At 45.1% G+C, this 14,748-nt stretch carries 12 protein-coding genes; 7 read left to right on the top strand and 5 right to left on the bottom strand.

The window, feature by feature from the left end; all coding sequences use genetic code 11:
• Positions 1 to 5: 5 nt before the first annotated feature.
• The 3 genes from B0I27_RS11670 to B0I27_RS11660 all read right to left on the bottom strand — a co-directional run bounded on the left by B0I27_RS11670 (position 6) and on the right by B0I27_RS11660 (position 4,162).
• Positions 6 to 1,391: an MBL fold metallo-hydrolase RNA specificity domain-containing protein gene (locus tag B0I27_RS11670; RefSeq protein WP_106293494.1), complete on the bottom strand. Its 1,386-nt coding sequence runs from the start codon at positions 1,389 to 1,391 to the stop codon at positions 6 to 8.
• Between the two features lie 57 nt (positions 1,392 to 1,448).
• On the bottom strand, positions 1,449 to 3,272 hold the full coding sequence (locus B0I27_RS11665; RefSeq protein ID WP_106293492.1) for an ABC transporter ATP-binding protein: 1,824 nt from the start codon (positions 3,270 to 3,272) through the stop codon (positions 1,449 to 1,451).
• A 110-nt stretch (positions 3,273 to 3,382) separates the two neighbouring features.
• Entirely contained in the window at positions 3,383 to 4,162 is a 780-nt protein-coding gene (locus tag B0I27_RS11660) for an SAM hydrolase/SAM-dependent halogenase family protein (RefSeq protein ID WP_106293490.1), read from the bottom strand.
• A 103-nt stretch (positions 4,163 to 4,265) separates the two neighbouring features.
• Between B0I27_RS11660 and B0I27_RS11655 the strand changes: the two genes are divergently transcribed.
• From B0I27_RS11655 to B0I27_RS11640, 4 genes are all read left to right on the top strand, one after another.
• On the top strand, positions 4,266 to 5,231 hold the full coding sequence (locus B0I27_RS11655) for a PhoH family protein (protein WP_106293488.1): 966 nt from the start codon (positions 4,266 to 4,268) through the stop codon (positions 5,229 to 5,231).
• Between the two features lie 78 nt (positions 5,232 to 5,309).
• On the top strand, positions 5,310 to 6,260 hold the full coding sequence (locus B0I27_RS11650) for a phosphoribosylaminoimidazolesuccinocarboxamide synthase (protein WP_106293486.1): 951 nt from the start codon (positions 5,310 to 5,312) through the stop codon (positions 6,258 to 6,260).
• Positions 6,261 to 6,294: 34 nt separating this feature from the next.
• The gene (locus tag B0I27_RS11645) at positions 6,295 to 6,672 is read left to right on the top strand and encodes an anti-sigma factor antagonist (protein ID WP_106293484.1); all 378 of its coding nucleotides are present in this window, start codon (positions 6,295 to 6,297) and stop codon (positions 6,670 to 6,672) included.
• A gap of 7 nt (positions 6,673 to 6,679) precedes the next feature.
• Positions 6,680 to 7,591: a ribonuclease Z gene (locus B0I27_RS11640; protein ID WP_106293482.1), complete on the top strand. Its 912-nt coding sequence runs from the start codon at positions 6,680 to 6,682 to the stop codon at positions 7,589 to 7,591.
• Between the two features lie 14 nt (positions 7,592 to 7,605).
• Here B0I27_RS11640 and B0I27_RS11635 read toward each other — a convergent pair whose 3' ends face one another.
• Together B0I27_RS11635 and B0I27_RS11630 are read right to left on the bottom strand one after the other, a co-directional pair.
• The gene (locus B0I27_RS11635) at positions 7,606 to 8,550 is read right to left on the bottom strand and encodes an MlaD family protein (RefSeq protein ID WP_106293480.1); all 945 of its coding nucleotides are present in this window, start codon (positions 8,548 to 8,550) and stop codon (positions 7,606 to 7,608) included.
• Between the two features lie 20 nt (positions 8,551 to 8,570).
• Positions 8,571 to 9,380, bottom strand: coding sequence for an N-acetylmuramoyl-L-alanine amidase family protein (locus B0I27_RS11630; RefSeq protein ID WP_106293478.1), 810 nt, complete (start codon positions 9,378 to 9,380; stop codon positions 8,571 to 8,573).
• A gap of 76 nt (positions 9,381 to 9,456) precedes the next feature.
• On the opposite strand from B0I27_RS11630, the gene B0I27_RS11625 reads away from it, so the two are divergent.
• From B0I27_RS11625 to B0I27_RS11615, 3 genes are read left to right on the top strand one after another with little or no spacing between them, the layout of a single operon-like run.
• Entirely contained in the window at positions 9,457 to 12,093 is a 2,637-nt protein-coding gene (locus tag B0I27_RS11625) for a putative LPS assembly protein LptD (protein ID WP_245925497.1), read from the top strand.
• Positions 12,094 to 12,096: 3 nt separating this feature from the next.
• A complete protein-coding gene (locus B0I27_RS11620) occupies positions 12,097 to 13,344 on the top strand; it encodes a competence/damage-inducible protein A (RefSeq protein ID WP_106293474.1) in 1,248 nt (415 codons plus the stop codon).
• A gap of 46 nt (positions 13,345 to 13,390) precedes the next feature.
• A complete protein-coding gene (locus B0I27_RS11615; protein WP_106293472.1) occupies positions 13,391 to 14,704 on the top strand; it encodes a dihydrolipoamide acetyltransferase family protein in 1,314 nt (437 codons plus the stop codon).
• Positions 14,705 to 14,748 lie beyond the last annotated feature (44 nt).

Here is a 14,748-nt window from a genome sequence, read left to right as displayed (position 1 = left end):
TTAAATTATAGTATGAATGTCTCGCCCTTTTCCGGGACCGTTACAGAATACCCCTTGGTTGTCAAGTCTGCTTCCAAAGTGCGCATGCTCTCTGGTTCCCCATGTACAAGGAAGACCGACTTCAATTGCCTCTTGTCCTGTGAAGTTACCAAACTGACCAGATCGTCATGGTCCGCATGTCCGCTAAGCGTATCCGTCCGGGTAATTTTGGCATAGACGGCCAACTCGCGGTCGCGGAGATGTACAAACTGGTCACCTCTCAATAATCGGTGGCCTAAAGTGCCTTTCGCACTGTATCCAACGAACAGTATGGTGCAATAATAGTTTTGTAAATTGTGGTACAGGTGGTCCTGGATCCTGCCACCCTCAAGCATGCCCGCCGAAGAGACGATGATGCAAGGCTCCAGGTAGTTTGACAGCGATTTGCTTTCTTTCATGTTCTGCACATAATGCAGGTTGTCAAACTCGAATTCGTCGCCGTTATGGTTATAGAAAGACTTTGCTTCTTCGTTGAGATAGGCGTGGTGCTTGCGATAAACTTCTGTAGCATAGTTTGCCAGCGGGCTGTCAACAAAGATCTTGACAGGCGGCAGCTTGCCGGTAGAAAAGATCTTATTGAGGGAGTAGACCAGAGCTTGTGTACGGCCAATGCTAAACGCAGGAATGATCAGTCTTCCTGGCGTCTTGATACACGTTTCTTCAATCGTCCGGATCAGCGTCGCTTCGATGGTCTCCTCTCTGCTGTGATAGCGGCCGCCGTAGGTCGATTCACAGACGAGGTAGTCGACTTGCGGAAGCGGCTGAGGATTCACGATGACGGGGTAATCTTTTCTGCCGATATCGCCCGAAAAAGCGATGGTCTTAATCACTCCGTTTTCATTGATTTTAAACACGGCGGATGCAGCGCCCAGTAAATGTCCGGCCGGAACAAGTTGGAGCTCGATGTCACCGTTTAACCTGAAAGGCTTATTGAAGTTGATCGTGACGAACTGCCCGGCTGTCTCCATGACGTGCTTTTGGAGGTAAAGCGGGCGTGGGCCTGAACCCGCCCGTGAGCGACGACCCTTCTTTCGCATTTTTCCCATGAAGAGGTTTACCGAATCAAGGAGCAGTAACTCGGCCAGGTCGGCTGTCGGGGCAGTGCATAAAATTTGCCCCTCAAAGCCCATGCGTAATAAAGTGGGCAGATTTCCCGAATGGTCAATATGGGCATGCGTCAAGACTACCACATCGATCTCTGCAGGCTTAAACGGAAAAATTTCGTTTTCCTCCTGCCGGGTAGTCTTTTCATAATCGAGGCCACAATCTATGAGTATTTTGTATTGGCCAACCTCCAGCAAATGCATGCTTCCGGTAACCTGTTTAGCAGCACCCCAAATTGTTAATTTCATCGTAGGTTATATGGTACCGGCTGTGCCGGTTATGGTAAAAATAAAAAGAGAATGATGCTAAGCTTCAAACTGAAGGTTGCTCAGGTATTTGTAAAGGCCGTTTTCATTTTTTAACAACTCCGTATGAGAACCGCTTTCTACAACGCTTCCTTTTTCCAGCACCAGTATGGAATCTGCTTCTCGTACCGTTGATAAGCGGTGTGCGATGATGATGGAAGTACGGTTCTTCATCAGCACTTCCAGCGCTTCCTGAACAAGGCGTTCAGATTCAGAATCGAGGGAAGAGGTAGCTTCGTCCAGAATTAGGATAGCCGGGTCTTTAAGCAGCGCCCGCGCGATGGCAATTCGTTGCCTCTGTCCGCCCGACAATTTGATTCCACGTTCGCCAACCAATGTCTCATAGCCTTCGGGCAGCGCCATAATGAAATTATGAGCATTGGCCTGCTTAGCTGCCGCGATGATCTCGTCCTGAGAAGCCGTTAGCTTTCCATAGGCGATGTTTTCGCGGATAGATCCTCCAAAGAGCAGAACGTCCTGCGGCACGATCGCAATCTGGTTACGGATATCAGTAAGTGGGTACAGGTTCGAAGGCTTTCCATCAAAAAGGATCTCTCCTTCGGTAGGTTCGTAAAAACGAAGAATCAAGGATGCTATGGTAGATTTTCCGGCGCCGCTTGGTCCAACAAGTGCAATACGTTGTCCGGCCTTCGCTTCAAATGAAACGTCGTGTAAAACCGTTATTTCTTTTCGGGATGTGTAGGAGAAGCGCACCTTTTTAAAGGTCAGATTTCCCTTCAGCAGGGACTTGCTCACGTTATCCGCAGCGTTGATGGATACCGGCTCGTTGTTTTCGTTTAAGATTTCAATGATTCGTTCCGTTGCTCCCAAGGCTTTCTGTACGTTGGCGTACAATTCAGGGAAAGTACCCATGGCAGCACCCACAAACATGGAGTAGATGATATAGGTCGTGAGGCTTCCGATGGTAATGCTCCCATCAGCAACCAGCAGGGAACCAAACCATATCACGGCAACGATAGCCCCAAATAAACAAAAGATAATGAAAGAGGCAAATCCGCCTCTTAAAGTGGCTCCCTTAAGTGCGATCTTAACCACTTCTCTCAGGCTCTTGTCGTAGCGGTTTGCTTCATAGGCCTCATTCGCAAATGCTTTTACGGAGCTTATTCCGTGGAGCGTTTCTTCAACGACGATATTGCTGTCTGCCAGGCGGTCCTGGGCTTGTCTGGATATTTTTCTAATCTTTTTACCGAAGAGCACTGCCGAAAGTACCAGGACCGGCAGGATGGCGAGATTGAATAAGGTCAGTTTCGGAGACACGATGATCAGGAAGGTGATCCCGCCAACCAGCAAGATGATCTGACGTACCATCTCGGCAAGGGTAGTAGTAATGGTGTCTTGTATTTGTGATAGGTCGGCAGACAATCGGCTGTTCAATTCTCCGACCCTTCTGCTTGCAAAGAAGTCCATCGGCAAAGTGATGAGCTTGAAGTAGGTGTTTCGTCGTATATCCGCGATTGTCTTTTCTGCAACTTCCACAAACAGGCGAATCCTGAAGAACGACACAAATGATTGAAAGAATAATATGACAAAAGAAACGACCCCTATCGCATTTATGCTGTCAGGGATGAACCATCTGGGAGATTCACCTTTAGCGACATCGATCATCGCTCCAAGTAAGGCCGGAAATGCAAGACCCGTTAGGCTGGATAAAAGGAGAAATACCAATCCTAATACGAATTTCCAACGGTATGGTCTTAAGTAAGAGAGCAGGCCGGAAGCTGTTTTAATGGTTTGTTTATTAATCTTGGCTTTATTCAGTTCCTGTTCAGGGCTTGTGCCACTATTAAATCTATTTCGAGCCATTGAATTTAGTTATAATGCCAAAAAAGCATGCAAAAATACACTATTATTAAAAAAATGACCTACAAAAGGATCACTTAGACGTCATATTACCCGCTATAAGCCTGCTCCGGCTAGGGGTGGAACGCTACAGTGACGATGTCATTAAGGTAGAGGCCCAGCAATTTGCTGGCGTTTCCTTTGTTTATGGCAATCTCGAGGTGGTTGCTTATGCCAAACAGGCAAAGCTTTTCTCCTTCGGGCACTTCGTTGTAGTGCCAGCTGAGGTGGCTGATCGTCTCGCCCCTCTTGAAGTTCAGGCTGAAGTTTCTGTTCCCCTGGATTTTAGTGAAAAGATCTTTCGAGATGTTGGTAATGACATTCTGAAATGAGTCGATATAGATGACGCTTCCACGGATGATGTCTTTGTCGATAACCGGACTTAGATTTACCTTTTGCCGTAGTTGCTCCACCGGCACACCAATCTCATTCAGTGGTACTCCGGAAGCAATCATGCAACAGGCCTTGGCAAATATGTCGGTCAGCGGAAAGTGCAGGAATTTAAGGTCCTGGATGATATTGATCTCGACAATTTCGGTAGGGTCTTCTTCGAACATCAGGGAAAAAATCCCGTTATCTGAACCTACGAAATAATGGTCGCGGTACTTGATAGCGAGGTAATGCGTATCCCGACTGTACACGCAGTCTATACCTACCAGATGTACGGTGCCTTTCGGGAAATAATGAAATGAGTTTTTTAAAACGAAAGCCGCCTGCGGAATGTTAAATGCTGCAATACTGTGAGTAATGTCAACGATATTTACATTTGGCAGGAGACTGAGGATGCTTCCTTTCAGAGCAGCCTGGTAAAAATCTTTGTCGCCGAGGTCGGTTGTTAAAGTAATTACAGCCATTTAAAAATGTAAATATTTATTGTTATTCTTGTGATACTACGCAAGTGTGCAAATATTGAATTTTAATCGCACATACATACCAGAAACTTAAAAAAAGGACAACTTGAACGAATTAAAGATAGATCTCGAGAATATAAACCCATTGGTACTTTGGGGCCCTAACAATGACTATTTAGAACTTATAAAGAAGCAATTTCCTAAGGTCAAGATGGTTGCGCGGGGTTCAGAATTGAAAGTGCTCGGCGACGAAGCTGAACTTGTTTCATTTCAAGCACGCTTTCAAAAAGTATACGATCATGTAGAAAAATTCGATAACCTAAGTCCGAATGATTTGGAGGGTCTGCTGGGTGCTAAATTAACGTCAAATGCGGAGGCCTCATCGTCTCAATCGGATAAGTCTGGAAACGGATCCGAACCCATTGTTTTCGGTCCCAACGGCATCGTTGTTAAGGCGCGTACTGCCAATCAGCGGCGCATGGTGGAGAGTATCAGTAAGAATGATATTCTTTTTGCAATCGGCCCTGCAGGTACCGGAAAGACTTACACTGCCGTAGCGCTCGCCGTACGTGCCCTGAAGAACAAGGAGATTAAACGCATTATCCTCACCCGACCTGCTGTTGAGGCAGGAGAGAATCTGGGTTTTCTGCCAGGAGATATGAAGGAGAAGATTGATCCCTATCTGCGTCCTTTATACGATGCGCTCGACGACATGATTCCGCCTGAAAAGCTTAAGCATTATCTGGAAAACCGCACCATCGAGATAGCCCCGCTGGCTTTTATGAGAGGGCGGACGCTGGATAACTGTTTCGTTATACTGGACGAAGCGCAAAATGCTACAGATATGCAGCTTAAGATGTTTCTTACACGTATGGGGCCGACCGCTAAATTTATCGTAACAGGAGATGTTACCCAGGTAGACCTTCCCAAGAAGCAACAATCCGGCTTATACACCGCATTGCGGATCCTGACGGATATAAAAGGCATTGAAATTATTTATCTAACCGGTGAAGATGTGGTACGGCATAAACTGGTAAGACGGATTTTGGAAGCATACGGGGATATTCAATAATCTCCGTAGAAAGTGGTTTTTCTGACATTATTTGATAATTTTGGACTATTATTAAGATTAACTTGATCCATTATTTAGATGACAGCTATCAAAGAAACTCACTTTAATTTTCCGGGGCAGACCAAATTTTACAAGGGTAAGGTTCGCGATGTTTATACCATCGGCGACCATTATCTGGTGATGATCGTGAGTGACAGGATCTCTGCCTTCGATGTGATTTTGCCCGAAGCGATACCCTATAAAGGACAAGTGTTGAATCAGATCGCAGCTAAGTTTCTAAGTGCCACGCAGGATATTGTACCAAACTGGGTTGTTGATATTCCGGATCCAAATGTAACGATAGGGAAAATTTGTGAGCCTTTTAAGGTGGAGATGGTCATCCGGGGTTATCTGGCAGGTCATGCCTGGCGGGAATATCAAGCAGGCAGACGCTCAGTTTGCGGAGTATCGCTTCCGGAGGGCTTAAAAGAGAATGATAAGTTACCAGCTCCAATTATAACACCAACAACGAAGGCGGCCGTCGGTCATGATGAAGACATCTCCCGTGAGGATATACTTGATCAGGGAATTGTTTCAGAGGAAGATTATCTGCAATTAGAACAGTACACACGCGAGCTTTTTCAACGTGGAACAGATATCGCCGCCGATAGGGGTCTTATCCTTGTGGATACTAAGTATGAGTTCGGCAAAGCCGCAGACGGGAAAATTTATTTGATAGACGAGATACACACCCCGGATTCGTCCAGGTATTTCTATGAGGATTCATATACCCAGCTGCAAAGGGAGTCGAAACCGCAAAGGCAATTGTCTAAAGAGTTTTTAAGACAGTGGCTGATCGAGAACGGCTTTCAGGGCAAAGAGGGGCAAGAGGTTCCCTATATGTCGCCTGAACTTGTCAAATCCATTTCGGAGCGTTACATTGAACTGTACGAGCACATCACGGGCGAGTCGTTCCGCAAATCAGCATCTTCAGAAATAAATGACCGGATCAGAACCAACGTGGAGGAAAGCCTCAAGCGATTAAGTTAATACAGATAGCACACTATTTCTAACCAATAAAGTAATGAAATATACATTAGACAGGCACGAGAAATACGTACTTATTATACTGGAAGAAAAGAAGCTGAACTCTCTTATTTCGCCGAAGCTGAAATCGGAGATGATTCTGATCAATACAGAGGGAATAAGAAACATCATCCTGGATTTATCTCATGTGCTGTATTCAGATTCTTCCGGACTAAGTAGTTTACTTGTCGGACACAGGTTATGCAAAAATTCGGCCGGCAGTTTTATCATTTCCGGATTGAGTGAAAGTGTAGAGCGATTGATCCAAATTTCGCAGCTCCAGGACGTTCTAAGCATAACACAGTCAGTAGAAGAGGCCATCGATTTGTTATTCATGGAAGAGATTGAGAGAGATTTAAACAGATCCGAGGAGTAAAAATCTAATGAAGTTTGAGGTAACGATCCTGGGAAGTAGCTCTGCCACTCCCATATTTAATAGAAATCCGAGTGCTCAGGTGCTAAACGTAAATGAGCGTCTGTTTCTTATTGACTGTGGTGAGGGTACGCAGCAACAGCTTTTGAAGAACGGCATCAAAGCACAGCGGTTGAACCATATATTTATCAGCCATCTTCATGGCGACCATTATCTCGGTCTGGTTGGCCTTTTGTCTTCACTGCACCTTTACGGACGTACGCGACCGATGTACGTTTTTGGTCCGCCAGAGTTGAAGGAGATATTGGATATCCAGTTTAAATACTCACAGACGGAGCTCCGATACCCCCTTGAGTTTTATGCTACGCAGGCGGAAAAGAACGAGCTGATTTACGAGAACCCTGACATCAGAATTGAGACTTTCCCTCTCGAACACCGTATTCCGTGTACAGGCTTTCGATTTAATCAGAAGAAACGACTACCTAAAATCATAAAAGAGAAAGTTGAGGAGTTGGGCATTCCTATAGAAATGATTCCCTTAATCAAGAGAGGTATTGATTTTACGGATAAAAAGGGGGTAGTTCATGCTGCTGCTGAGTTGACCCAGGAGGCCGATCCGCCGAGGTCGTATGCCTATTGCTCGGATACCATTTGCAACTGGAAGTATATCGATCAGATTCAGGGTGTTAGCACGCTTTATCATGAAGCAACTTTTATGCATGACATGTCCACAAGGGCGGCGGAGACTTTTCATACCACTTCGCTTGAGGCGGCTCAGATTGCCGCGAAGGCAGGGGCGGAACAGTTATTACTCGGGCATTTCTCCGCGCGTTACCGTGAGCTAGAACCTCTTCAGGAAGAGGCTCGTACCGTTTTTGCTAATGCTAAATTAGCGTTAGAAGGTCACACCTTTGCAGTGTAACCTTCTTTATTTCATTAATCCTTTTTACCTCCGAATACGGAGAAGCTGACATATCTTTTGGGATGTGCTTTCAGGTCGATCATCAGATTATCGAGATTCTTGGCTGCATTATTCAGATTGTTATAGAGGCTGTCGTCATTTACCAGCTTGCCGATGGAGCCCTGGCCGTTATTTACCTTGTTGATTGCAAGCTGCAGATCTGCAACGGCCTTGTCTGCATTTTTGATGGTTTGTTCAAAGTTCGATCTGGCAACCTGATCGGTAATGCTTTCGAGGTTCGTCATTATTCCCGTCACCTTAGCATTGTTGTTCTTGAAGTTGGCGGAGATAGATTCCAGATTAGCGAATATACTCGTCAGACGGTTGCTTTGGGTGCCTACCATGCCATCAACTTTTTGAGTTGTAGCCTCCAGAGTCCGCAGAATATTGGCAATACTGGCAAAGCTCCTGTTGAAGTTTTGCTGAAACTCCGGATTAATGGTGTTATTCAGAGATGTGAGAATGGAATCAAGTCTTCCAACCATTGCTTCGGCTTTTTCCTGAACCGGCTTTACCTGTTGCATCAGGTTTTGCTGAACGTTTGCTTGGAGCGTGTCTCCATTTTGAGCATACTGCTTGCTGTTTCCAATGTCAAAGACGATCGCCTTTCCCCCAAGAAGACTTGTGCTCTCCAATCGTGCTATGGTATTGATAGGGATTTGATAGTCGGGATTGATCTTTAGCTGCGCGACGATTTTTCCTGACTCTACCAGCGACAGCTTGGATACACGACCGATTTGGTATCCATTTACGAAGACCGGGTTAGATACGACAAGACCTTCAACATTGTCATAGGAAGCATAAAACTCTTGTTCGCTGGAAAAGACGTCGTTCCCTTTCAGAAAGCTGTAACCAATGACGAGGACAGCTATAGCAACTGTCGCAAGGATTCCAACCTTCGTTTCGTTAGTAATCTTCATAAATATACGGTAATATCTGTTTAATTAAGTTCCACCTGCTTCTTGTAGGCCTGAATTGCTTTTAACAAACAAGATACAATTTCGTTTTGACCATTTTCGGAGGTCATGTACTCTTCTTCCTGTGGATTACTTATAAAACCAATTTCCGTTAATATGGCGGGCATACCCGCTTTGGCAAGCACCGCAAGGCTTTGTTCCTTTACGCCGCGGTTTACGCGCCCTGTGGCTTTATACTCGTCCTGAACCAATGTAGCCAAGCGGATGCTTTGCTCGCGGTAGGCGTTTTTCAGCAGCGAAAAGATAATGAAACTTTCAGGATCGTTTGGATCGTAGCCGTCGTAGTTGTCTTTATAGTCTTTTTCGAGTAGGATGGAGGCGTTCTCCCGGATGGCCGTATTCTGTTCGCCTAATCGGTTGAATCCCGATACGAATGTTTCCACACCTTTAGTTGCCGTACGGTTTTTCATATTAAAAGGCATTGAGTTACAATGTATGGATATAAATATATCCGCTTTGATGCGGTTCGCCAGACCAATGCGTTCGTACAGCGGAATAAAGACATCCTCTTCCCGGGTGTATACAACCTTAATGTCGCTGTTGCTTTCGGAGATCGCTTTTCCCAGTCGCAGGGCCACCTGCAGGGCAACGTCTTTTTCTTTAGCGAACAAGCCTCTTGTGGCTCCGTCTCTGCCACCGTGACCTGCATCAATTACTATTGTCTTTATGCGATAAGAAGCATTTTTAGAGTTATAGTCGAATGAAACAAGGGGAAATGCCAGTAACAAAAGGAGTACAGCGTAAATCGATCTCTTCAATGGTAATATTTTCATTAATTTTGGAGTTGTAAGAATATATTTGCAAAAGTACAATTCATTGTCAGATTTAAAATTCGTCAGAAGCCTTTTTGTGAGAAACATACACATTCTCTTTTTATTGCTGTTTAGTTTCAAACTAAGCGCTCAACCAGCATTAAATCGTCCGCCAGCAAATAGAACTGATACAGCAGGAACACGTTCAGCATTAACTGATTCGGTCAGACCTGACTCTGTTAGAACGGATTCTGTTGTTAAAAAGTCTGCTACAGGTCTTAATTCGGAAATTCAATACACAGCGGTGGATTCAATTAACTTCAGTATAGACGGAAATATCATTTATTTATATGGGAACGGACGTATAGCTTATGAAGATTTGGAGCTTGATGCTGATTATATCCGTATCGATCAGAAGAATAAGCTCTTATTCGCAAGGGGTAGAAACGACAAATACAACGTGTACCGGGGAAGACCGATATTTAAGCAGGGGGCAGATAATCCGGTAACAACGGACTCACTGTTCTTTAACTTTGAAACAAAAAAGGGGACGCTGTTTGGTACGGCCACTTCGATGGACGGCGGATTTATACAGGCACGGAAGTCAAAAAAGAACGAGTACAATGAGGTGTCGTTGAAGCATGGTATTTACAGTACCTGTAACCTGCCCGAGCCACATACACACTTCGGTATCCACATTACTAAAGGGCTCGTAACCGACAAACAAGTGATCAGCGGACCCGCTTATCTGGAAATTGAGCATATCCCCATTCCTTTAGGGCTGCCCTTCGGATTCTTTCCTAAGATGAACAAACGTGCATCGGGCTTTCGTTTTCCCAGTTTTGGGGAAGATGCTAACCGGGGTTTCTATATGCAGGGTATAGGCTGGTACCTGGGGATTAATGATTATTGGGATGCCGATATACTGGGAACGATATATAGCAAAGGATCCTATGATATCAATACCGCTGCAAGATACAAGGTGAATTATAAGTACAGCGGAAGCATGAATTTTGGCTATTCATCGATTAAGAGCCCAAATGCCATTGAGGGAACCGCTGGCAATACCGCCACAAAGCAATTCAATGTTCAATGGTCGCATTCACAGGATCAATCGGCGAATCCGGGAACTACTCTGAGTGCGAATGTAAACTTTGGAACGAGCTCATATTTTCAAAGGACCGCTGCCTCGGGGACCTATGATTATAATTCGATCGTCAGAAATAGTATGTCCTCCAGCGTTGCATACGGTCGTACCTTCTTCGACGGTCTTTTTAACTTTACATCGGCACTGAGGCATTCTCAGGATATAAGTGCGAAAACGGTGAATCTGACACTTCCTTCTTTCAACCTGAGCATGACCACGATTAACCCGTTCGATAAGAAAGACCGGGTTGGGGAGCAGAAATGGTTTCAACGAATTGCAGTAGGTTATACGCTGGAGGGTTCCAATACTTTTAACGGCCCGGAAGAAGGACTGTTCAAAAAAGAGAATTTGCAAAAGTTCCAGAACGGAATGCAGCACAATATACCGGTCAGTTTATCGCTGAACGTACTTAAGTTCTTGCAATTCAATACCGGGGTGAATTATTCTGAACGCTGGTCATTCCAAACGGTTAGGAAAGGCCTGGTGGCCGACTCTACAGTAAGAACAGATACCATTCCGGGCTTTGCACGAAATTATAACTACAGTCTTAATGGCGGCTTCTCTACGAAGATATACGGTATGAAGACGTTCAAAAAAGGCAATTTGGTAGCATTGCGTCATGTCATGACGCCATCTGTCAACTTCAATTATACGCCTGATTTTAGTGATCCGCGCTTTGGTTTTTATCGGGATATTGCTACAAATGGCTTTGCGGTGAATGATTCGGTAAGGAGAGTCAGCCGCTATTCCCGCTTTGAAGGGACGATGTATGGCAGTGCCGGACGAGGCAGGAGTGCTGCTATTGGCTTCTCGATAGATAATAATATCGAAGCAAAAGTTAAATCCAAAAGCGACACCAGTAATGCGTTCGAGAAAATACCTATTATACAAGGTTTGACGTTCTCGGGAAATTACAATTTTGCGGCCGACTCTATGAAACTGTCGACTATTACTTTTGGTGGAAGGACAGCGTTCTTTAAGCAAAAGATAGGTATCAACTTCTCCGGTAGTTTCGACCCTTATCAGATTATGAATGAAAACGGCAGGGCCGTTAGGATCAACAGATATCTGATTAAAGATGGGAAGCTCGCAAGATTGTCATCTCTATCGCTTTCAACCGACTTTAGCTTCAATTCCTCCGCACTGAGAGAACGAAATGAAGAACTGCGGAAGCGTCAGGATGATCCCAACATTACGCCATCCCAGCAACAGGACATTCGCAATATCCTGAACAATCCCAACTACTATGTCGATTTTACCGTTCCATGGAACTTCAGCGCTGCCTACAGCTTTAATTATTCAAACGATGGATTACGGTCTACTATCACAAACACGCTTAACTTCAATGGCGATTTAAGTGTTACGCCAAAATGGAAAGTAGTGTTCAATTCGGGCTATGACTTTCGGGCAAAAGAAATCAGTTTAACCCGGTTTAGCATAAACCGTGACTTGCATTGCTGGGATATGTCCTTCGGCTGGACGCCTTTCGGAATGTACAAAAGCTATAGCTTCGACATACGCGTCAGAGCATCCATTCTTCAGGATCTCAAACTCAGAAGAAGAAGTGCTTTACCTCTAAATTATTAATCCATGTTAGCAGAAATAATAACCATCGGGGATGAAATTCTGATCGGTCAGATCGTTGATACCAATTCTGCATGGATTGCTACGACACTGAACGATCATGGGATCCGTGTCAAACAGATTACATCAGTATCTGATAGCAAAGACCATATTCTGGAGGCTCTTGAAGCGGCTTCGCAACGTGCGGAACTGATCATCATTACCGGCGGGCTGGGACCTACCAAGGATGATATTACCAAAAAAACGATGGCAGAGTACTTCGGTGTTGGCTTCCGAAGAGACGAAGAAGCTTTGGAGAACGTAAAGCGCATTTTTACCCGGTCTAACCGACCCGTGTTAGCCATTAACGAGCAACAAGCTGACGTTCCGCAGAATGCTGTTGTATTGCAGAACCAGAACGGTACCGCTCCGGGTATGTGGTTTGAGGCAGGGAAGCAGGTATATGTTTCACTTCCGGGTGTTCCGTTTGAAATGAAATATCTGATCGAGGAAGAGGTATTGCCAAGAGTGAAGAGTCATTTCAAACTGTCGGCTATCGTTCATCATACTATTTTGACAGCAGGCCTGGGGGAGTCCTTTCTGGCTGAGGCTATTGCGGATATTGAGGACAGCCTGCCCGCGTATATTCATCTGGCTTATCTACCTAAGCTTGGGCAAGTAAGGCTTCGCCTGAGTGCATATGGACTAGAGGGGGATACTTTATCCACGGAGATCCAAAAGCATGTAGCGGAAATTATCGCCCGGATTCCTGAATATGTTATCGTTAGCGAGGATATACCGCTTGAAGTGGCTGCAATGAACCTTCTGGAAGAAAAGAATCTGACGCTCACGGTTGCCGAAAGTTGCACGGGAGGGTTCCTGTCTCATTTGTTTACTCAGCACAGTGGCGCAAGCAGCGTTTTTCTGGGCGGCGCCGTTACTTATTCGAATGAACTGAAAGAAAGGTTGCTGAATGTACAGCATTCAACTCTGCAGAGCTTTGGTGCGGTTAGCGAAGAGACGGTTGTAGAGATGGCAAATGGAGCGTGCCGGAACTTTAATTCTGACTACGCCATCGCCATCAGCGGAGTGGCCGGGCCAGGTGGTGGAACTGAAGCTAAGCCTGTTGGTACTGTGTGGGTTGCCGTTTCGGGAAAGACCAAGACCATTACTCATAAGTACTCATTTTCGGGGCGCAGGACGCAAAATATTGAGCGCGCGGCGATAAATTCAATCGTATTACTGCTTAAATTAGTTAAGGAAGAGCACAACTAAGTGCTAAAAAGGTGTAATTTTGCAGCTATACCCAATTACGACTCGTATGGCTCAATTTGAATTAGTTCTTCCGAAAATGGGTGAGAGTGTTGCCGAAGCTACCATTATTAAATGGTTGAAGAATCCCGGAGACACTGTTCATGAAGACGAAATTATAGTCGAAATAGCAACTGATAAAGTCGACTCAGAAGTTCCCTCACCGGTTTCCGGAAAGTTACTGTCACAAACCGTAAAAGTTGACGATGTAGTCAATGTCGGTTCTGTAATCGCTGTAATAGAAACAGAAGATGTTAAGCTGAACGAGCGTGAAAAGGTTCAGGAACCAGAACCGCCCGTTGCAGTAGCAGCGCATAAGGCTCCTGGTATTGATTTGTTGTCCACTCCTCCGGAGGCTACATCCAGTTATGAGAACTCATCCCGCTTTTATTCCCCCCTGGTTAAGAGCATCGCTGCGGAAGAAGGAATCTCTCTCGAAGAACTTGATCATATTACCGGAACGGGATCTGATGGGCGTGTAACCAAGCAGGATATTCTGGATTATATCAAAGGCCATAAGAAAAAACCTACTCAGACAGTTGCACCGGAGCCTTTGAAGAATAATGGTTCTTATATCGCCCCCTCGGTTCAGCATCAAGCCACTGTTGTCAGTGGAGGAGATGAAATTATTGAAATGGACCGTATGCGCAGACTTATTGCAGATCATATGGTCATGAGCAAGCAGGTAGCACCACACGTTACCTCGTTCATTGAGGCCGACGTTACTAATATTGTGAAGTGGCGGGAAAAGATTAAGTCTTCCTTTGAGAAGCGGGAGGGGCAGAAAATCACTTTCACTCCGGTCTTTATTCAGGCCGTGGCGAAGGCTATAAAAGATATGCCCATGATCAATATCTCTGTCGAGGGGAATAAGATTATAAAAAAGAAAAACATCAATATCGGAATGGCGGCAGCCCTACCCAGCGGTAATCTGATCGTGCCGGTTATCCGGAATGCAGATCAGCTAAATCTGATTGGTTTGACTCGAGCTGTCAATGATCTGGCAGCACGTGCACGAGCCAATAAGTTATTGCCCGACGAAGTACAGGATGGTACCTTTACGCTTACCAATATTGGTTCGTTTGGAAACGTCATGGGCGTTCCTATCATTAATCAGCCTCAGGTAGCCATAATGGCGGTGGGTGCAATTCAGAAAAAGCCGGCAGTGCTGGAGACTGAGTATGGTGATGTGATTGCCATCCGTCATAAAATGTTCATCTCGATGTCCTATGATCACCGCGTAGTAGATGGCGCATTGGGTGGTATGTTTATAAAAAGGGTGGCTGATTATCTTGAAAATTGGGACGTCAGTTGTGAAATATAATTCTCATCACTTTTATTCCCCCATAAAATTGCTCTTTTTGTAAA

This window comes from Arcticibacter pallidicorallinus, from assembly GCF_003002875.1.
GTDB lineage: Bacteria > Bacteroidota > Bacteroidia > Sphingobacteriales > Sphingobacteriaceae > Arcticibacter > Arcticibacter pallidicorallinus.
The sequence above is the reverse complement of the archived record's forward strand: the minus strand, read 5'-3'. Positions and strand labels throughout refer to the sequence as shown.